The sequence below is a fragment of the Mesorhizobium sp. B3-1-8 genome, from assembly GCF_006439495.1.
Lineage (GTDB): Bacteria > Pseudomonadota > Alphaproteobacteria > Rhizobiales > Rhizobiaceae > Mesorhizobium.
The window spans coordinates 117331-134983 of sequence record NZ_VFTK01000002.1; the positions used below are offsets into that span (position 1 = coordinate 117331).

Genomic DNA, 17653 nt, shown 5'->3' on the forward strand with positions numbered 1-17653 from the left:
CACGGTAGCCGCCCGACTCTAGATCAAAAGATAGAGCATGATGTCATCCGAAAAACCGCTTCACACGTTTCGGCACCATGCTCTAGTCAAAAAATTTGACAGCCTTTGTCGGATCGGCTGGGGGCCGCCCGTCCTTGGGGCATCGATCAACAAAGCAAGGATACCGAGATATGCCGAGCACCATCCACCTGCATCGCGTCCTGGCGACCAAGCCGGAAAAGGTCTACCGCGCATTCATCGAGGCCGATGCGCTGGCCAAGTGGCTGCCGCCGAACGGCTTCACCTGCACGGTCCACGAGTTCGAGGGCAAGGTGGGCGGCAGCTACAAGATGTCCTTCCGCAACTTCACCACCGGCGACAGCCACGCCTTCGGCGGCGAATTCGTCGAGCTCGTTCCGGGCGAGCGCCTGCGCTACACCGACCGCTTCGACGATCCCAACCTGCCGGGCCGGATCGAAGTGACCGTGACCTTGAAGAAAGTGTCGGTCGGCACCGACATCAACATCACCCAGGCCGGCATCCCGGACGCCATCCCCGCCGAGGCCTGCTATCTCGGCTGGCAGGAATCGCTGCGCAACCTGGCCAAGCTCGTCGAGCCCGAGATCAACCAGTAAAGTTGTGGTGGGCGGCGGCCCGTGCAACGGCCGCCGCCTTACCCAAGGTAAGTAAAATTTCACCAAGCGCTGTTAAAAGCCGCTTCCATGGATCGCAACAAGAACAACGACCTGTTTGTCCTGATGGCCGCGCTCGCCGCCATCGCGATCTACAACATCGCCTGCGGCATCAGGACAGGCGAAGTCCGCGGCAAGTTGCATTGGGTCGCCCTCGCGGACGATCCGACTCGATTCTGGAACATCGTGGTCGGCAATTCGATTGTCCTGGTGGCGTCGATAGCCTTCCTGTGCGTTCTGTGCGTGCTAAAATCCCGTAAGCTCGGATGATCCGAGGCGACATACCTTTCACACGACGATAAGCAAAATTTCATCGGGCGCGGCTAAACGTGCTCCATGGACCGCAACAAGCACGACGCCGTCTTTGTCCTGGTGGCGGCACTCGCCGCCTTCGCCATCTATAACCTTGCCTACGGCCTCAAGACCGGCGAAATCCGGGGCAGGCTCAGCTGGATTTCGTGTGTGGATGACCCGGCGCGTTTTTGGAGCAACGTTTTCGGCAATGTCGCCGCTGTCGTTGCCTTGTTGGGCTTTCTCTGGCTGTTGCATCTTCGCCGTCGCAAATGACGTTGTGCCCGGCAATAATACCGGGCGCCGGCCGCTGCGGCGTGGACTTACAGCGCCCTTGTGATGCCGCCGTCGACGCGGATGTTCTGCCCGGTGATGTAGGCGGCCCCATCGGAAGCCAGGAACGAGATCGTCGCGGCGATCTCTTCCGACGTGCCGTAGCGCTTCATCGGCACGCTGTCGCGACGCTCATTGGTCGTCGGCAGGCTGTCGATCCAGCCGGGCAGCACATTGTTCATGCGGATGTTGTCGGCGGCATAGGTGTCGGCGAAGATCTTGGTGTAGACGGCAAGCCCGGCGCGCGCCACGGCCGAGGTCGGGAACATCGCGCTCGGTTCGAATGTCCAGGCGGTCGAGATGTTGATGATGACGCCTGACTTCTGCTTCTGCATCACCGGCGTCACCAGCCGGGTCGGGCGCACGGCGTTGAGGAAATAAGTGTCGATGCCCTTGTGCCAGTCCTCGTCGCTGATCTCGATGATCTCCGCGCGCGGTCCGTGGCCGGCGCTGTTGACCAGCACGTCGATGCGGCCCCAGCGTTCCAGCGCGCCGTCGGCAAGGCGCTTCAAATCGTCGTTCGACTGGTTGGAGCCGGTGACGCCGAAGCCGCCGAGTTCCTTGCCCAGCGCCTCGCCCTTGCCGGAGGAGGAGAGCACGCCGACCTTGAAACCGTCCGCCGCCAGCCGCTTGGCCGCCGCAGCCCCCATGCCGCTGCCGCCCGCCGTCACCAGAGCTACTTTTTCTACTGCCATGTCCTGATCCATCCTGGGTGTTTAGGTTGAAAGCGATCCTGTTAGCATGCGGAGCGCGGGGGATGAACCGGATTGGATTGCGCCAAGGCGTCCGCGATTGGCGGTTCGCGCGCTGGCTAAGGCGCTCATCGCCATCTTCGACGGCCACGTGCCGGCCGATGCGAGATTATCCGAAGCGGTTGGCCGGCACGCCGCGCACGCCGGGCTTGAGCGCGAACAAGCCGCCCTCGGAGGGATTGGCGGCAAGATGCTCCGCGCTCATAGTGAAACGCGCGGAGGTCACGAACAGCGTGTCGAGACCCGCGCCGCCGAAGGCGCAGCTCGTCGGCCAGCTGCAGGGCAGCTCGACGATCCGGTCGAGCCTGCCGTCGGGTGCGATGCGGGCGAGGCAGCTCCCGCCGACCACCCGGCAGTTCCAGACATAACCCTCGGCATCGAGACAGGAACCGTCCGGCAGGCCGCGCTCGAAACCGGTGAAGAAGGGCAGGCGTTCGCCGAGCCGGCCCGCCTTCTTGTCCCAGTCATAGCTGTAGAGCGCGTTCTTCGTCGTGTCGGCGGTGACGAAGCGGCCGTCCGGCAGCCACGCCATGGTGTTGGTGATGCCGAAGCGGTCCTCGCTGAGCGACGCCGCCTTGCTGTTGGAACCGACCCGGTAGAGCCGGCCCTCATCGCTTGCGATGGCCAAGGGCGCGTCGTCCGGTCCGATATTGTTGGCCATCGTGCCGACCCAGAACGAGCCGTCCGGCGCCACCACGCCTTCGTTCAGTCTTGTGCCCGGCCGGTGGGCCTCGATCGTCGCCAGCGTCCGGAACGGCCCGCCGAAATCCCACAGCGCAATCGCCTTGCGCAACCCGACGACGGCGCCGCCATCGGCGCGCAGGCCGACCGAGGTGACGAGGTCGTCCGTCGGCCAGTTCTCATGCGCTCCGGTCGACGGGTTCAGCCGATGGATCCGGCGGCCGATGATATCGACCCAGACCAGCCTGCCGCGGCGGTCATCCCACACCAGGCTCTCGCCGACCACGTCGCGCGCGTCGAAGATCAGGCCGGCTTCCGTTTCATGCATGAGACTTCTCCAGGGCAGGTTCCAGAAATCGGCTTGACATATAGCTTTTGCATGAAATATGAGCAATTGAATAACAACCTGTCATACAGGTTTTGAGGGAGCGGCATGCAGGAGCAGACAGATCCACCGGGCGAACCGAATCCCGGACTGGTCAGCACGGCGATCCAGGCGATCTCCCAGCACATCCGCTCCCAAGGCCTGGCGCCGGGCGATCCGCTGCCCAGCGAAGCCGCCATGACGCGCCAGCTCAACGTCTCCCGCACCGTCGTGCGCGAGGCCTTCCGCTCGCTGTCGGCGATGCGGCTGATCGACATGAGCGCCGGGCGCCGCGCCACCGTCGCCAAGCTCGATACCGGCGCCATGTCGATGGTCATCGAGCACGGCATCACCACCCAGCAGATAAGCGTCCAGCAGGTTTATGACGTCAGGCGCACCATCGAGATGCGCACGGTTGCACTTGCCGCACTGCGCCGTACCGACCAGGAGGCCAAGGCGATCGCCCGGTCGGCCCGGCTGATGCGCGAGAATTTCACGAACCCGGAGACCGTCATGGAACATGACATCGCCTTCCACGAGGCGATCGCGGCGGCCTCGCACAACCCGGTCTTTTCGCTGATCGTCACCGCCTTCAGCGGTGTCACGCGCCGCACCTGGGTGATCGGCTGGCGGACCCGCTCGTCCGGCGAGGCCCAGCTCAAGATGATCAAGGGCCATGAGGACATCGCCGACGCCATCCTCAAGGGCGATCCACGGCTGGCGGCCGAGCACATGGCCGAGCATTTCGACAAGAGCGTCAAGGCGCTGCTCGACGCGGGGATTGCCTGATGAAGATCCGCGCCATCGAAACCGTCCGCATCGAGGAGCGGCCCAATTTGCTCTGGGTCGAGGTTCATACCGACGAGGGCATCACCGGGCTCGGCGAGACCTTCTTCCTGTCGCGCACCGTCGAGGAATATCTGCACGAATATGTCGCGCCGCGGGTGATCGGCCGCGACCCGCTGCAGATCGACCTCCTGGCCGCCGACCTCGTCGGCTATCTCGGCTTCCGCTCCAGCGGCGCCGAAGTGCGCGGCAACTCGGCCTTCGACATCGCGCTGTGGGATATTTTCGGCAAGGCCACCGGCCAGCCGGTCGCGCAACTGCTCGGCGGCTTCAGCCGCCGTTCGATCCGCACCTACAACACCTGCGCCGGCACCGAATACATCAAGGACGCCAAGGGCCAGACGACGGCCAATTACGGCATCGGCGCCGGGCGCGACTATGACGACCTCAACGCGTTCCTCACCCGCGCCGGCGACCTGGCCGGGGAACTGCTGGAGGACGGCATCACCGCCATGAAGATATGGCCGTTCGACCACGCCGCGGAAAAGACGCGTGGCAACGACATTTCCGCCGCCGACCTGAAGGCGGCACTGGAACCGTTTGAAAAGATTCGCAAAGCCGTCGGCGACAAGATGGACATCATGGTCGAGTTCCACTCCATGTGGCAGCTCCTGCCGGCCATCAGGATCGCGGAAGCGCTGAAACCCTACGCCACCTACTGGCACGAGGATCCGATCCGCATGGACAGCCTCGGCGACCTCAGGCGCTACGCCGCGGCAAGCCCGGCGCCGATCTCGGCCTCGGAGACGCTGGGCAGCCGCTGGGCTTTTCGCGACCTGTTGGAGACGGGAGCGGCCGGCATCGTCATGCTCGACATCTCCTGGTGCGGCGGCCTGTCGGAAGCGCGCAAGATCGCCTCGATGGCCGAGGCCTGGCGGCTGCCGGTGGCGCCGCATGACTGCACCGGTCCGGTCGTGCTCGCCGCCTCGACGCATCTTTCGCTCAACGCGCCCAATGCGCTCGTCCAGGAAAGCGTGCGCGCTTTCTACCGCACCTGGTACCGTGATCTGGTCACCGCGCTGCCGGAAGTGAAGGACGGCATGATCACCGTGCCGCCCGGGCCGGGGCTTGGGCTGGCGCTCAGTCCGGACCTCGGCCGCGCCTACACCGTCCATCGCCGCGTCAGCGACGGGACAAGCATCTGAAAAATCCAAAGGGAGGAACAGACATGAAGAAACTCACCGCAATGCTATTGCTCGGCGTCGCCCTGATCGGTGGCCAAACCGTGGCCCGCGCCGACGGGCTCAACATCGTCTTCACCCACCATTCGTCGGCCTCGAACACGTTCTGGCAGGCGGTAAAGAAAGGCTTCGACGATGCCTGCGCCAAGGTCGAGGCGAACTGCAACATGGTCTTCACCCAGACCGAGGGCTCGGTCGAGCAGCAGGTCGCGAACATGCGCGCCGCGCTTGCCGCCAAGCCCGACGCGCTTTTGACCTCCATTGTCGACGACCACGCCTTGGACGACGTCATCAAGGAGGCGCGCGACGCGGGCGTGCTGGTGATCGCCGTCAATGTCGACGACACCGAGGGCGCCAAGGGCAACGCCCGGCAGGCCTTCGTCGGCCAAGGCTTCAAGCCGGCCGGCTATTCGCTCGCCAAGGCGATTTCCGAGAGCTTCCCGAAGGACGGCCCGATCAAGGTGCTGGTCGGCATTTCGGCGCCCGGCCAGAACTGGTCGGAAAGCCGCGGCGCCGGCATCATGCAGTTCCTCGATGAGTACAAGGCCGCGCATAAAGACCGCGACGTGTCGTGGGAGCGCATCGACAGCGGCACCGATCTCGCCATCACCTCCGACCGCGTCGGCGCCTATCTGAACGCCCATCCCGACACCACGGCCTATTTCGACACCGGCTTCTGGTGCGCCGGTGTGGCGCGCGTGCTGGCCGATCGCGGCGTGGCGCCCGGCAAGGTGCTGCTCGGCGGCTTCGACCTCGTTCCGGAAGTGCTGCAGCAGATGCAGAAGGGCTATGTCCAGGCGCTGGTCGACCAGCAGCCCTACATGCAGGGCTTCATGCCGGTGATGGAGGCCTATCTGAACAAGAAGATCGGCCTTGCTCCGTCGGATATCGACACCGGCCAGGGTATCGTGCGGCCGAAGCAAGCCGACAGCATCATGGCGCTGTCCGCCCAGGGACTGAGATAAGCTCTCCAACAGCGAGACCCGCGTCGGCGGCGCCAGCCGTCGCCGATGCGTCTTAATCCCGAACCCCGGAGCCTTTCGTTGAAGCGCCTGTTCAAGACCTATCTCGAAAAACCGGAGCTGGCCGGGCTGATCCTTCTGGTGCTGCTCATCGTCCTGTTCCAGGTGCGCTCGCACGGCGTGTTTCTGAACGCCGACAATCTGCGCGGCATACTCGGCATCCTGCCGGAGGCCGGCCTCGTCGCCATCGGCGTCACCATCCTGATGATCAGCGGCGAGTTCGACCTCTCGGTCGGGTCGGTGTTCGCGCTGATGCCGATGTCGATGGCGGTGCTGATGGTGCATGGCTGGCCGTTCCCGCTGGCGCTGCTCGCCGGACTGCTGGTCGCGGCGGCGATCGGCTTCATCAACGGCTACATCACCATCCGCTTCGCCATCCCCAGCTTCATCACCACGCTCGGCATGCTGTTCATGGCGCGCTCGCTCACGGTCGTGGTCTCCGGCGGTTTCCCGCCGCTCTTACCCGCCGACCTGCCCAACTGGCTGTTCACCTCTTTCGTCGGGCCGGGCAACATGTTCCGCATGTCCTTCCTGTGGTTCGTGGCGGTCGCGGTGCTGACCTCACTGATGCTGTCGCGCACCAATTTCGGCAATTGGATCAAGGCCACCGGCGGCTTCCTGCCGGCCGCCGCCTCGATGGGCATCCCGACCGCCAGGGTCAAGATCGTCTGCTTCATGCTGTGCTCGGTGCTTTCCGGCTTCGCCGGCATGCTGCAGGTGCTGCGGCTGGGCTCGCCGCTGCCATCGATCGGCGAGGGGATGGAGCTGCAGGCGGTCGCAGCCGCGGTCATCGGCGGCGCCTCGCTCACCGGCGGCATCGGCACCGTGATGGGCGGCATCATCGGCACGACGCTGATCCGCGTCATCGACAACGGGCTTGTGCTCAGCCACGTCGACGCCAACTGGTTCAAGTTCGCCATCGGCTTCCTCACCATCTTCGCCGTCGTCGCCAATGCCTGGATGCGAAAACGCGCCAAGGCGATCAAGATGGAGGGCTGAGCCGTGGGTGACGCGATCATCTCGGTGCGCGACCTGCACAAATGGTATTCCGGCGTGCATGCGCTGAAGGGCGTCTCGCTCGACTTCAAGCGCGGCGAGGCGCTCGGCCTTGTCGGCGACAACGGCGCCGGCAAATCCACGCTGATCAACATCCTGTCCGGCGTCCACCGCGCCGACCAGGGCGAAATCCACGTCGAGGGCAGGGCGGTCAGCATCGCCACGCCGCGCGACGCCATGGATCTCGGCATCGAGACCATCTACCAGTACAACTCCATGGTCCCCACCATGTCGATCGCCAGGAACCTGTTCATCGGCCGCGAGCCGACCCGCTTCTCGATCCTCGGCGTCGGCATCCTCGACCAGAAGAAGATGGCAGAGGAAAGCATCCGCGCCATCGCCAATGTCGATCTGCATTTGCGCTCGCCGGAGGCGCTGGTCGGCGAGCTCTCCGGCGGCCAGCGCCAGGGCGTCGCCATCGCGCGCGCCATGCATTTCAAGTCGAAGGTGATGATCCTCGACGAGCCGACCAACCATCTCTCGGTCAAGGAGACAAACAAGGTGATCGGCTTCGTGCGCGGCCTGAAGGAGCAGGGGGTGACAGGCGTCTTCATCAGCCACAACATGCATCACGTCTTCGACTGCTGCGACCGCATCGTGGCTATGGCGCGCGGCGAGGTGGTGCTGGACAAGCGTATCGAGGATACCTCGATCGACGAAGTCCATTCCGTGCTGTGAGGAATAGGCGATGAAGGCGCTCGTTGGTCGTAAGGTGCTTCTGACGGGCGGGCTGGGCTCGCTCGGCCGGGCCCAGGCGGTGGCACTGGCGCGAGCCGGCGCGCGCGTGCTGTTGCTCGACCGCCCTGATGCCACGGGCGCGGCGGAGATAGTCGCCGGGTTGGCCGGCGAGGCCGCAGGCGACATTGCCTTCATAGGCTGCGATCTCAACCGGCTGGCCGAGGCGGAAGCGGCGGTTGCCGCGCTTGCGGCGAAGGAAGGCGGCATCGACATCCTGATCAACAACGCGGCGCTGATCATCAACCGGCCGTTCGAGGAATTCTCGCTCGCCGAGTATGAGGACCAGATCCGCGTCAACTCTTCGGCCGCCTTCGCGCTGGCGCGGGCCTGCGCTCCAGGCATGAAGGCCAAGGGCCACGGCAAGATCGTCAACTTCTGCTCGATCACGCTCAACGGCCGCTGGGACGGCTACGTGCCCTATGTCGCGTCGAAAGGCGCCATGCTCGGCCTCACCAAATCGCTGGCGCGCGAGCTTGGGCCGCATGGCATCAGGGTGAACGCCGTATCGCCGGGCGCGGTGGTCTCGGAGGCGGAAGAGCGCGTCTTCGGCGATCGGCTGAAGGAATACAATGACTGGATTCTCGCGAACCAGAGCCTGAAGAAGCGCATCGAGCCGGGCAACGTCGCCGATCTCGTGCTGTTCCTCGTCTCGCCTGCCTCCGACATGATCAGCGGCCAGAACATCGCCGTCGACGGCGGCTGGTGAGGGCTAGCATGGTTGAGCTTCGCGATGGCCGCGCGCGGCTCGTGCTCGCGCCCGACAAGGGTGGCGCGATCGCCCGTTATGATGCGCTTGTCGGCAGTGCGCGGGTTCCGCTGTTGCGGGCAGGGGACGGCACCGGCACGTCCGGTTGCCAACTCCTCGTGCCGTGGTCGAACCGCATCTCCGGCGGCGGCTTCACCTTCGACGGCCGCTTCCATGCCATCGGGCCGAATGTGCCCGGCGAAGCCTTTCCGATCCACGGCGACGGTTTCCAGAAGCCCTGGCGGCTTGCCCGCCATACCGACACGGAGGCCGAGCTGATGCTCGATGACGGCGCGATCGGTCCTTACCGCTACGCGGCCTCCGTTGTATACTCGCTACACGACGGCGCTCTCGAGGCCCACCTTACGGTGGAGAACAGTGCCGGCATGCGCTTGCCCTATGGCCTCGGTTTCCATCCCTGGTTTCCACGCGGCGCCAGGACCACGCTGAAGGCGAAGGCAGGGCGGGTTTGGCTGGAGGATGAGCGCCATTTGCCAACAGGCGTCGCGCCGCTTGCTGAGCATCCGTGGTGGGATTTCTCGCGGCTCTCGCTTTTGCCGGCGGGTTGGGTAAACAACGCCTTTGTCGGCTGGGATCGTCGCGCTACCATCGTCCAGCCGGCGCAGGGGATTGTGCTTGAGCTGGCAGCCTCGCCCGAACTGGGCGTGTTCATCCTCTATTCCCCGTCGCATGATGCCGGCTTCTTCTGCTTCGAGCCGGTGTCGCACCCGGTCGATGCGCATCATGGCCAGGGGCTGACGGTGCTCGATGATGGGGCGACGATGAGTGTGACGATGCGGATGGATTGGGTGGAGGTGGGCGCAGGCCCCTTTACAACTCCTTCTCCGCCAGTTCCCTGAACCCGTCCGGCACCGAGCGCGCGCCTTCCAGCGCCACCGTCCCGTAGCCGACGGCCTCCTTGCCGAAGCGCTGCCGGATCTTGTCGATGGCGCGGTCTGCGCCGAAGCGCGCGAGACCTTTTCGGCTGCCGGGCCTGAGCTTCTCGTCCGCCAGGCCGAGCGGCAATTCGAGCTGCAGCTCGGCATGCTCCTCCAGATGCGAGACCGAGATGGCGAGCAGCGAGATGTCGCGCTCGCCCGGATGGGCGGCCAGCACGCCGCGCACCAGCTCCTCGGCGATCTCGGCCAGCATCGCGGTCGCGTGGATCGGCTGCTCGAGCGTAATCGAGCGGCTCACCGCGCGCATGTCGGCGAAGCGCACGCGCACCGTGACCGTGCGCCCCGGCCGGTCCTTGGCGCGCAAGCGGCTGGCTACGCGGTCGGCCAGATGCAGCAGCGTCGGCACGAAGACGCGCGGCAGCGCCGGCTTCCTGCCCAGCGCCGATTGCGCGCCGGCCGAATGCGCGCGCCGATGCGTCTCGAGCTTGCGCGGGTCGCGGTTCCAGGCAAGCGCGGCAAGCTTCTGGCCGGCGGCATGGCCGATCAGCCGCTCCAGCGCCCCGCTATGCGTGCGCGCCAATTGCCCGATCGTCTCGACGCCGATTTCCGCGAGCCTGGCCTTGGTCGCGGGGCCGACGCCCCACATCAGCGTGACGGGCAAATCGTGCAGGAAGGCGAGCTCGGTGCCGGGCTCGACCACCACCAACCCGTCTGGCTTGGCGACCTGCGAGGCGATCTTGGCGAGATGTTTTGTCCGCGCCACGCCGATCGAGATCGGCAGGCCGAGCTCGGTCTTCACCCGCGCGCGGATTTTTCGCGCGATCTCTTGCGGAGGGCCAAACAGATGCGTGCAGCCGGCGACATCGGCAAAGGCCTCGTCGATCGAGATACGTTCGACCACCGGCGTGAAATCGTCGAGCACCTTGATCGCCGCATCGCCGAGACGCTGGTACTCGGAAAAATGACCGCCGACGAAAATGAGCTGCGGGCAGAGCTCGCGCGCCTTGCGGCCGGACATGCCGCCGCGCACGCCGAAGACCTTGGCCTCATAGGAAGCCGCCAGCACCACGCCGCCGCCGACGGCGATCGGCTTGCCGCGCAATGACGGATCGAGCAGCTGCTCGACGGAAGCGTAGAAGGCATCGAGATCGGCATGCAGGATGGTGGCGGCAGCGGCGTCCTTAGCGAGCATCCTGCGCTCCCGTCTGCAGCGCCCGCTTTGCCGCGGTGCAGTATTAGATTTCTCTGTTGGAAAAGGCAGATTTAGGGAACATAAAGAGAACAAAAGCAGTCTAGTGTCAAGGGCCCTATGAGCCTGCTTTCTGTGTCTTCATACAAACGAATGAGCCTGCCTCATTCATTCGAATGAGGCAGCGATTGCACCTGCGAAGGGATCAAGGTGACGTCGCCTTGATCCCGCAGCTTGGCTGGTGCAGCCGCCCATCGGCTGGATCCGGCCTATGCTGGTTTGGCGTATTGCTCGGCGCTCAGCACCTCGATGCACTGGAAGGGCTGATTGCCTTCCACCCAGGCGTCATGGCCCGGCGGGATGGTATAGGACGTGCCGGCCTCGAAGGTCTTTTGCGTGCCGTCGGTCATGCGCACGGTGATCGATCCGGACACGACGTAGCCGACATGCGAGACCTGGCAGCTGTCGGTCTTGACCACCGGCTTGACGCATTCGGACCATTTCCAGCCCGGCTGCATGTTCATTCGCGCCAGGGAATAACCCGGCAGCCGGACGATTTCGACGCGCGTCTTGGCGGGCGCGCGGACCTCGTCGGGAGTGTTGTGCGATTTGGATTCGAGTTTTGTCACCTGCATTGCAGCTTCGGCCATGGCATCCTCCCTTGTAAAAGCGGAGCCCGACGTTGCGATCGTCGGCGACCGCTATCCCATTCATTCATACGCCTTATCATAAGGTATTGCTAATGTAATAAGGGCCGCGGCTGGCTAAAGGCCGCGCTTCGGGCAACGGTCCGGGGTCATGTTCGGACCGAAGTCTCACCCGCCGAACGCAGAGGCCCGAGGCGCCGATTTCCGGGAAACAACAACGGCCCCATTTCATTGGCTAGCAAGCCGCCGGACAAAGTCCCTTCATCGGCGGTTGACGATGGGTGCCCGCCATTCCTGCGATATGGCGGGCATTCCTTTCGCCCTGGAAACTCTCTTGGAGTGCTGGCCGTGCAACCCGGCAACGTGATCGCGAACCTGTTTGCCGCGCTGCTTTTGGCGGGATTGATCGGCGGCGTCTTCCTCCTCTTCGGAAGGCCGCTCTGGCCACAACGCCATGCCCAGATGGTGGTCCTTCTTCCGATCGACACGATGGCCACCAGATCGGTGCGCAAGGCCTGTGCCGAGCCATGCCTGCCTGCTCGCTTCGATCTCAAGCTTGCGCCAGTCAGGCCATCCGCCGAACGCAGGCGAGGGAACCAGTCCGCGCCTCGTACCGTTGATTGAGCGAAGGGATGGCGCAGGCGGAGGCCGCCATGCATAATTTCGAACTCATCGATCTTTTGTGCGTCATCGACGCATGTGCGAGCGACCTGTCTGCCGGGCGCCTGGTGCCGATGTCGAAGGCCGTCGAGGAATTTCGCGTCCTGACCGGCGATTTCGTCTCGTCGGATGCGGATGCGGCCAACGCCTTGACGCAGGTCGCGCTCGAGCGCGGCTGCGCGGTGCTCTTCGACGAGCAGGCGGGCGCGGATATCATAGGCGAGTTGTGATCTTCCCTAGAAGCAATTCCAGGAAAGGCGCGAGCGGTTTTCCGTCCGGAATTGCGTTCAAAGGGATGACGAGATTGGCGTTCATTTCGCCAGGGTGATCATCCGTCCCGCATACATAGCGCGGTTCCCAAGCTCGGCCGTGCAATCCGATTTAACGGCGGAGCTCCCCGTCATTGCGACAGTGTCGCCGACCAGCCGCAGGCAACTGCCCTCGGCGTTCATGTCCGAATTTCCGGCATAGGTGATGGCAGCGTCCGGGGCGTAGATGAAACCGCTCACCACCGAGCCGGATCCGCCGTTCAGCGTCAGCGCCTGGGTGTTGCCGCGCGCCTGGTAGATTGTGATGCCGGCGTAGGGGCCGCTGGCCGGCGGCGACAGGTTCACCTGCTCGTTGGCGTTGATGATGAGCTGCGAGTTCTCCATCAGGAAGATCGTCACGCCCTGGCTGCTCAGGCTGCCGTTGCCGCCTGGCTTTATGGTGACGTTGCGCATGATGTAGGTGCCCGGATTGAGGGTAATATTTCCCGACAGCGTCTTGTCGCAGTAGGTACCCGGCGAAAGCGTTATTGTCTTGCCGTTCGGCACGGGCAGGCAGAGCGTGTAGGGAGGCGGAACGACGTCGGCCAGCGGATCGAACGAGGCATACTGGTTTTCCTGCGGCGCGCCGCAGGAAAGGGTGGCGCTGGGCGGCGTCAACCCTTGCGTGCCGCCGACTGTCGAGACGCAGCCAGCGCTGACGATTGCCGAGCCACCCCGGCTGACGGCGTCGGCGGCGTCCGAATTGGCCGCGATCACGCAACCGCTCATCGCTACATTGGTGGAGCCCTGCAGGCTGACCGCACCGTCGGCATTCTGATCGAGCGCGAGCACGCAGGCCTGCGCGCCGGGCTTGATCTTGACCGAGGCGGAGCGCGTCGCCGGCCAGGCCGGCATGCCGGGGACGAAGGCCGGTCGGCTGATGCTCGACGACACCGAAATGAAGTAGGCTCTCGGATCGCCGCTGGCCCCGGCCTGGAAGGCGGTGACGCTGCCCGCATATTCCTGCGCGTCGGCGGTGCTCATATTGGCCGCGAAGAAGGTCTGGCCGAGTTGCTGCACGTCGCTCGCCGACATGCTCGCCTGGTATTTCGTACCGATTGCAAGGTCGGCCGCGTCAAGCGAATTCTGCAACTGCGCGGCGTCGTCGCTGGTGCCGATCAAGTTGATGGACCCTGCCAGGGCAAGCATCAGCGGCACCATGGCCACCGCGGTCGCGACCGCGAAGTTGCCGCGCCTCGAAGCCCAGAAACGTGCAAACATGGAAGTCCGCCCTCGTCGTATATTCGAGAGTGATAGGCACGCTGTCTCTACGGGCGATTTCCAAAAAAGATAAAATGCAGAAAGTGCTAAAATATATGGTTTTACTAATGGTTACACCTTAAGTCTGAGAGTTTCTGGGCCTTAAGTCTTAGTGTGCGCGGCGTAAGGCGGGGGTGGCGGCCCGATGCAGTCCTAACAGCGCAAGTCGAGCGAAATAGTTAGGCATTCGTTCATATGACAATGATGATGTAACGGCTGGGATAGCTTGGGTGCGCTCGGCCATGGCCTTTTCAGGTCGGTTCATCAGAAATCTTTTTTCTGGACTGGTCTCTCGACGCTTTTGCGAAGGCAAGGGCGGCAATGTCGCGACCATCTTCGCGCTGACCCTCCCGGTCGTCATCGGCGGCGCCGGGCTCGGCGTCGAGACCTCCTATTGGTACTATTCGAGCCTGAAGCTGCAGGCGATCGCGGACGCGGCCGCCTATGCCGGCGCGTTGGAAAAGATCGCGGGGTCCGACACCGCCACCATCACCGCCGCCGCCACGACATCGGCCGCCTCGAACGGGCTGGGCGGCGGCACCATCGTCGTCAACACCCCGCCGGCGTCGGGACCGAACACGGCCAAGAAGGCGGTCGAGGTGATCCTCAACCAGAACCTCGACCGCATGTTCACCTCCATCTTCACGCAGACCAAGGTGCCGGAGCGGGCGAGGGCGGTGGCACTGATTACCGATGCCTCCAAAGCTTGCGACATAGCTCTCAGTCTCACGGCTTCGCAGGCGCTGCTCTTCTCCGGCAACACCAACGCGAAGAAAATCGGCTGCGTTGACATGGCGAATTCGAACGCCTCCGACGCAATCAAGATCCAGGGCTCGGCGGCTGTCCAGACCGACTGTCTGATCACCGTCGGCGGCATGGTGCTGAACAATCCGCCAACGATGGTTTGCAAGTCTCCGATCACCCAAGCCCTGCCAGCGGCCGACCCGTTCGCCAGCTTGCCGGCTCCCGCGACCTCAAACCCATGCCAGAAGATCAACGGCAACAAGACGACGCAAACGATCCAGCCCGGGACCTACTGCAGCGGCATGAACCTCAACGGCAATATCACGCTTTCCCCCGGTGTCTACGTCGTCCAGGGCGACTTGAAGATCAATGCGGGTGCCGTCATCCAAGGCAGCGACGTCACGATCTTCATGGCCGGCAGCAACACCGTCAGCATGAACGGCAACGCCACCGTGACGCTGGCCGCCCCGACCACGGGCACCTATTCCGGCGTGCTGTTCTACGGCGACCGGACAGGGACGGCGGCGCAAAGCACTTTCAACGGCAACGCGACTTCGCTTTTGACCGGCGCAATCTATTTTCCCAGGCAGCAGGTCAATTACCTTGGCAATTTCTCGGGTAAGAACGGCTGCACCCAGGTTGTTGCCGACACCATTCAGTGGTCGGGCAACTCGACCATCAACCAGGACTGCTCGAGCCTCGGGATGAAGGACATCCCGGCCACCCAGTCGGTTGCGGTGGTCGAGTAGCGGCCATGCGGCTACGGGCAATCCGCTTCGGCAGGGACCGCGCCGGCATCGCCGCGGTGGAGCTCGCGCTGGTGATGCCGGTGCTGTGCGCCGCTCTTCTGGGCGTCTTGGACGGCTGGTCCTACGTCACCAGCTCGCTGGCGATGCGGGCAGGGGTGAAGACGGCCGCCAACCTTGTCATGGCAGGCGGCACCGACGACAGCGCCACCCAGGCCGCGGCGCTGGCGAGCTGGGAACACAAACCGGACGATGCGGCGATCGCGGTGAGCCGTGCCTACAAATGCGGAACGACCGTGGTCACCTCGACCACCATCTGCAGCGGGCCGAAAGTGCCCTCGGTCTTCGTCCAGATCCAGGCGTCGGGCACCTGGAAGCCGCCTTTCATCTTCGGCGTCTTCCCGCGCGACACGTCGATCGGTCATCTGCAGGTGGTCCGTGTCCGCTAAGCAAAGGCGTCAAGCATTTGTCGGCGACATCTCGGGTGGCGCCGGTCTTGAGTTCGCGCTGGTTGCGCCCTTCCTCATCATGCTGCTGTTCGGCATCTTCGCCTTTGGCTGGTCGATGAACAACATCTCCAGCGTACGCTATGCGCTTGAAGCCTCCGCGCGCTCCCTGCAGCTCAACAACACGCTGACGCAGGCCGACATCCAGGCGGTCGCGACGCAGAAACTGCAGGCGCTGGGCCTGCAGAACGTGAACGTCACCATCACCACCGACCCGGCGAGCGGCGGCTTCCGCATGGCGCACGTCAACGCCAGCTACGCCTTCGTCATCAGCTTTCCTTATTTCAGCGATTATCCGATCAGCTATACCACCTCGGTGACCGTGCCGCTGGTCGGCGGCTAGAAGGTCGATCGCCGCCCGGTATCAAGCCGGAACATTAGCGATCTCTAAATCGTGTAAGTTTCGCGCCAGCCCGGAGTGCTAAACTAGGAATTTGCCTGTCATCCATATCGGAAGCGCAGCCATGACCTCTGTTGTTGGAAGCCAGCACGGCACCGGCTTGGTGCGTCATCCGAGCAAACCTCCTGCGTCGTCGGAAGCCTTCCCGGGCAAGAGTGGCGAAAGCGTTGGCCACCTTGCAAAGGCCTCGGTTTGCGAGACGGATGACAGCGAGCCGAATGCGCAAGGAAAAGCCGCGTCCCGCATAGCTCGGATGGATCTGACGGTCCTTTCCCCGACCGGTTCAGGTGAACACCAGGAGCCGGGCGCCGCGGTACCCACGGATCAGGATGCAGGCGACACGCAAGCCTCGGATCCTTCGCTTTAGGCGCGTCGCGCCGGGCGCATTTCTGGTCGACCGGGCTTGGTTCTCGCGCCGGGCGGACGTTCAGGGTTTGCACGGTTTCGCCCGGGCAGGAATGTCCTTGGGACCATGGTCTGGCGAGACAAGGGCCCTCATTGTTCCAAACGGCCCAAGCGCGCTCGGCCCTTTGTATTTTCGTTAAATTTCAATGCGTTAACACGCTATCTGGCGGAGATCGCCGGGCCGCGTCGGCCATGCTCTCATTTCGCGACCGCAATTGCTTAAAGTTTATCCGACGCCGTTAGGAAATTCTCATAAGAGGCTGCCTAGCGGTTGGGCCATGACGACGATTCATCTGCGGAGAAGCAAAATGACATTGCGAAAGACACTTCTGGCATCTCTTGCCATTCTGGCGCTTGCTGCGGCCCCCGCGCTTGCCGACGCTGGCGGCAATGGCGGCGGCAACGGCCATGGCGGTGGTAATGGCGGCGGCAATGGCAATGGCGGCAATGGAAACGGCGGCGGCAATGCCGGCGGCAACGGCAACGGCAACGGCAACAGCGGCGCCTCGCACGGCAAGTCGGCTTCGGCTCCGGGCCACAACAAGGGCACCGACAGCGCCTCGGACGACAGCGCGTCCGACGACAGCTCGACCGACAACACGACCACGGCCGCCACGTCGAAGGAGAAGAACCTTCACGCCAAGCTGGGCCGGTTGAACTCGCTGAAGCGCAATCTGAGCGCCTACGAGCATTCCAAGAGCAAGAAATTCGCCGGCGTCCAAGCTTACGTGACTCAGGCCGCGGCGGCCAAGAACGCGCAGGCCAAGCTCGACGCCGCGAACGCCCAATTGACCACCGACCAGAGCAAGCTCGCCGACCTCACTCAGCAACTCGCCGATCTCAACGCGACCGACACGACCGGCTTCACGACCGAACAGCAGGCCGCTCTCGATGCGCAGGTTGCCGAGGTTCAGGGGCAGATTGACGCCCAGAACACGGCAATCACCGCCGACAATCAGGCGGTCGCCGATGCCCAGGCCGCGGTTGACAACGCGCCGCCCCCCACTGACGCGTCCTTGGACGCGGCCCTTGCCGAGATGGCCAACAAGCCGGTCGACGCCGACGTCACCGCCTGGGCCAAGGACACGCTGGCGGGCAAGATCGACGCGCAAGCCGCTGCCACGGCGACGACAACACCGTAAGGCCGGGCGAACCGACCAGAGGGTGAACGAAAAGCCGCCGCGGGCCCGCCCGGCGGCTTTTTTGTCG

The 17653-nt window shown here is 64.1% G+C and carries 22 protein-coding genes; 17 read left to right on the top strand and 5 right to left on the bottom strand.

Annotated features, from left to right (window positions below):
- The first annotated feature begins 170 nt into the window (after window positions 1-170).
- The 3 genes from FJ424_RS02465 (at window position 171) to FJ424_RS02475 (ending at window position 1238) form a co-directional block, all read left to right on the top strand.
- Window positions 171-614: an SRPBCC family protein gene (locus FJ424_RS02465; RefSeq protein WP_140652241.1), complete on the top strand. Its 444-nt coding sequence runs from the start codon at window positions 171-173 to the stop codon at window positions 612-614.
- A gap of 87 nt (window positions 615-701) precedes the next feature.
- The gene (locus tag FJ424_RS02470; RefSeq protein ID WP_140644868.1) at window positions 702-941 is read left to right on the top strand and encodes a hypothetical protein; all 240 of its coding nucleotides are present in this window, start codon (window positions 702-704) and stop codon (window positions 939-941) included.
- Window positions 942-1007: 66 nt separating this feature from the next.
- On the top strand, window positions 1008-1238 hold the full coding sequence (locus FJ424_RS02475; RefSeq protein ID WP_140644867.1) for a hypothetical protein: 231 nt from the start codon (window positions 1008-1010) through the stop codon (window positions 1236-1238).
- A 47-nt stretch (window positions 1239-1285) separates the two neighbouring features.
- Here the strand turns inward: FJ424_RS02475 and FJ424_RS02480 are convergent, their stop codons facing one another.
- A complete protein-coding gene (locus FJ424_RS02480; protein ID WP_140652239.1) occupies window positions 1286-1990 on the bottom strand; it encodes an SDR family oxidoreductase in 705 nt (234 codons plus the stop codon).
- A gap of 166 nt (window positions 1991-2156) precedes the next feature.
- The gene (locus FJ424_RS02485) at window positions 2157-3056 is read right to left on the bottom strand and encodes an SMP-30/gluconolactonase/LRE family protein (protein ID WP_140652237.1); all 900 of its coding nucleotides are present in this window, start codon (window positions 3054-3056) and stop codon (window positions 2157-2159) included.
- A 105-nt stretch (window positions 3057-3161) separates the two neighbouring features.
- Here FJ424_RS02485 and FJ424_RS02490 point away from each other — a divergent pair, with 105 nt between their 5' ends.
- The 7 genes from FJ424_RS02490 (at window position 3162) to FJ424_RS02520 (ending at window position 9540) form a co-directional block, all read left to right on the top strand.
- Window positions 3162-3881 (top strand): FadR/GntR family transcriptional regulator, encoded by a 720-nt coding sequence (locus tag FJ424_RS02490; protein WP_140652236.1) that lies wholly within the window; start codon window positions 3162-3164, stop codon window positions 3879-3881.
- Window positions 3881-5083 (top strand): mandelate racemase/muconate lactonizing enzyme family protein, encoded by a 1203-nt coding sequence (locus FJ424_RS02495; RefSeq protein ID WP_140652234.1) that lies wholly within the window; start codon window positions 3881-3883, stop codon window positions 5081-5083. Before FJ424_RS02490 ends, FJ424_RS02495 begins: the two co-directional genes overlap by 1 nt.
- A 23-nt stretch (window positions 5084-5106) precedes the next feature.
- Window positions 5107-6084, top strand: a complete 978-nt coding sequence (locus tag FJ424_RS02500) for a sugar ABC transporter substrate-binding protein (RefSeq protein ID WP_140652232.1) — start codon at window positions 5107-5109, stop codon at window positions 6082-6084.
- A gap of 78 nt (window positions 6085-6162) precedes the next feature.
- Window positions 6163-7140, top strand: coding sequence for an ABC transporter permease (locus FJ424_RS02505; RefSeq protein ID WP_140652230.1), 978 nt, complete (start codon window positions 6163-6165; stop codon window positions 7138-7140).
- Window positions 7141-7143: 3 nt separating this feature from the next.
- A complete protein-coding gene (locus FJ424_RS02510) occupies window positions 7144-7875 on the top strand; it encodes an ATP-binding cassette domain-containing protein (RefSeq protein ID WP_140652228.1) in 732 nt (243 codons plus the stop codon).
- A 10-nt stretch (window positions 7876-7885) separates the two neighbouring features.
- Window positions 7886-8641, top strand: coding sequence for an SDR family oxidoreductase (locus FJ424_RS02515; RefSeq protein WP_140652226.1), 756 nt, complete (start codon window positions 7886-7888; stop codon window positions 8639-8641).
- Window positions 8642-8649: 8 nt separating this feature from the next.
- Complete coding sequence (locus FJ424_RS02520) at window positions 8650-9540, top strand: aldose 1-epimerase (protein WP_140652224.1); 891 nt, start codon at window positions 8650-8652, stop codon at window positions 9538-9540.
- On the opposite strand, the gene dinB is transcribed toward FJ424_RS02520, so the two are convergent.
- Together dinB and FJ424_RS02530 are read right to left on the bottom strand one after the other, a co-directional pair.
- On the bottom strand, window positions 9512-10771 hold the full coding sequence (dinB, locus tag FJ424_RS02525; RefSeq protein WP_140652222.1) for a DNA polymerase IV: 1260 nt from the start codon (window positions 10769-10771) through the stop codon (window positions 9512-9514). The two genes, FJ424_RS02520 and dinB, sit on opposite strands and share 29 nt — an antisense overlap.
- 266 nt (window positions 10772-11037) lie before the next feature.
- Window positions 11038-11418: a cupin domain-containing protein gene (locus tag FJ424_RS02530; protein WP_140644857.1), complete on the bottom strand. Its 381-nt coding sequence runs from the start codon at window positions 11416-11418 to the stop codon at window positions 11038-11040.
- A gap of 336 nt (window positions 11419-11754) precedes the next feature.
- Here FJ424_RS02530 and FJ424_RS02535 point away from each other — a divergent pair, with 336 nt between their 5' ends.
- Both FJ424_RS02535 and FJ424_RS02540 read left to right on the top strand, forming a co-directional pair.
- The gene (locus FJ424_RS02535; protein WP_226891897.1) at window positions 11755-12039 is read left to right on the top strand and encodes a hypothetical protein; all 285 of its coding nucleotides are present in this window, start codon (window positions 11755-11757) and stop codon (window positions 12037-12039) included.
- A 29-nt stretch (window positions 12040-12068) separates the two neighbouring features.
- Entirely contained in the window at window positions 12069-12305 is a 237-nt protein-coding gene (locus FJ424_RS02540; protein ID WP_140644856.1) for a hypothetical protein, read from the top strand.
- A gap of 81 nt (window positions 12306-12386) precedes the next feature.
- On the opposite strand, the gene FJ424_RS02545 is transcribed toward FJ424_RS02540, so the two are convergent.
- Window positions 12387-13604: a TadE/TadG family type IV pilus assembly protein gene (locus FJ424_RS02545; protein WP_140652220.1), complete on the bottom strand. Its 1218-nt coding sequence runs from the start codon at window positions 13602-13604 to the stop codon at window positions 12387-12389.
- Between the two features lie 281 nt (window positions 13605-13885).
- Here FJ424_RS02545 and FJ424_RS02550 point away from each other — a divergent pair, with 281 nt between their 5' ends.
- The 5 genes from FJ424_RS02550 to FJ424_RS02570 all read left to right on the top strand — a co-directional run bounded on the left by FJ424_RS02550 (window position 13886) and on the right by FJ424_RS02570 (window position 17586).
- Window positions 13886-15136, top strand: a complete 1251-nt coding sequence (locus FJ424_RS02550) for a pilus assembly protein TadG-related protein (RefSeq protein WP_140652218.1) — start codon at window positions 13886-13888, stop codon at window positions 15134-15136.
- A 5-nt stretch (window positions 15137-15141) separates the two neighbouring features.
- Window positions 15142-15582: a TadE/TadG family type IV pilus assembly protein gene (locus FJ424_RS02555; RefSeq protein WP_140644854.1), complete on the top strand. Its 441-nt coding sequence runs from the start codon at window positions 15142-15144 to the stop codon at window positions 15580-15582.
- Window positions 15572-15982 (top strand): TadE/TadG family type IV pilus assembly protein, encoded by a 411-nt coding sequence (locus FJ424_RS02560; RefSeq protein WP_140644853.1) that lies wholly within the window; start codon window positions 15572-15574, stop codon window positions 15980-15982. Before FJ424_RS02555 ends, FJ424_RS02560 begins: the two co-directional genes overlap by 11 nt.
- A gap of 121 nt (window positions 15983-16103) precedes the next feature.
- Window positions 16104-16406, top strand: coding sequence for a hypothetical protein (locus FJ424_RS02565; RefSeq protein ID WP_140652217.1), 303 nt, complete (start codon window positions 16104-16106; stop codon window positions 16404-16406).
- A 346-nt stretch (window positions 16407-16752) separates the two neighbouring features.
- Complete coding sequence (locus tag FJ424_RS02570; protein ID WP_140652215.1) at window positions 16753-17586, top strand: hypothetical protein; 834 nt, start codon at window positions 16753-16755, stop codon at window positions 17584-17586.
- The last annotated feature ends 67 nt before the right edge of the window (window positions 17587-17653 follow it).

Coding starts and splice junctions, on each gene's coding strand:
- FJ424_RS02465 (WP_140652241.1), top strand. CDS start 171: ATGCCGAGCACCATCCACCTGCATCGCGTCCTGGCGACCAAGCCGGAA.
- FJ424_RS02470 (WP_140644868.1), top strand. CDS start 702: ATGGATCGCAACAAGAACAACGACCTGTTTGTCCTGATGGCCGCGCTC.
- FJ424_RS02475 (WP_140644867.1), top strand. CDS start 1,008: ATGGACCGCAACAAGCACGACGCCGTCTTTGTCCTGGTGGCGGCACTC.
- FJ424_RS02480 (WP_140652239.1), bottom strand. CDS start 1,990: ATGGCAGTAGAAAAAGTAGCTCTGGTGACGGCGGGCGGCAGCGGCATG.
- FJ424_RS02485 (WP_140652237.1), bottom strand. CDS start 3,056: ATGCATGAAACGGAAGCCGGCCTGATCTTCGACGCGCGCGACGTGGTC.
- FJ424_RS02490 (WP_140652236.1), top strand. CDS start 3,162: ATGCAGGAGCAGACAGATCCACCGGGCGAACCGAATCCCGGACTGGTC.
- FJ424_RS02495 (WP_140652234.1), top strand. CDS start 3,881: ATGAAGATCCGCGCCATCGAAACCGTCCGCATCGAGGAGCGGCCCAAT.
- FJ424_RS02500 (WP_140652232.1), top strand. CDS start 5,107: ATGAAGAAACTCACCGCAATGCTATTGCTCGGCGTCGCCCTGATCGGT.
- FJ424_RS02515 (WP_140652226.1), top strand. CDS start 7,886: ATGAAGGCGCTCGTTGGTCGTAAGGTGCTTCTGACGGGCGGGCTGGGC.
- FJ424_RS02520 (WP_140652224.1), top strand. CDS start 8,650: ATGGTTGAGCTTCGCGATGGCCGCGCGCGGCTCGTGCTCGCGCCCGAC.
- dinB (WP_140652222.1), bottom strand. CDS start 10,771: ATGCTCGCTAAGGACGCCGCTGCCGCCACCATCCTGCATGCCGATCTC.
- FJ424_RS02530 (WP_140644857.1), bottom strand. CDS start 11,418: ATGGCCGAAGCTGCAATGCAGGTGACAAAACTCGAATCCAAATCGCAC.
- FJ424_RS02540 (WP_140644856.1), top strand. CDS start 12,069: ATGCATAATTTCGAACTCATCGATCTTTTGTGCGTCATCGACGCATGT.
- FJ424_RS02545 (WP_140652220.1), bottom strand. CDS start 13,604: ATGTTTGCACGTTTCTGGGCTTCGAGGCGCGGCAACTTCGCGGTCGCG.
- FJ424_RS02550 (WP_140652218.1), top strand. CDS start 13,886: ATGGCCTTTTCAGGTCGGTTCATCAGAAATCTTTTTTCTGGACTGGTC.
- FJ424_RS02555 (WP_140644854.1), top strand. CDS start 15,142: ATGCGGCTACGGGCAATCCGCTTCGGCAGGGACCGCGCCGGCATCGCC.
- FJ424_RS02565 (WP_140652217.1), top strand. CDS start 16,104: ATGACCTCTGTTGTTGGAAGCCAGCACGGCACCGGCTTGGTGCGTCAT.
- FJ424_RS02570 (WP_140652215.1), top strand. CDS start 16,753: ATGACATTGCGAAAGACACTTCTGGCATCTCTTGCCATTCTGGCGCTT.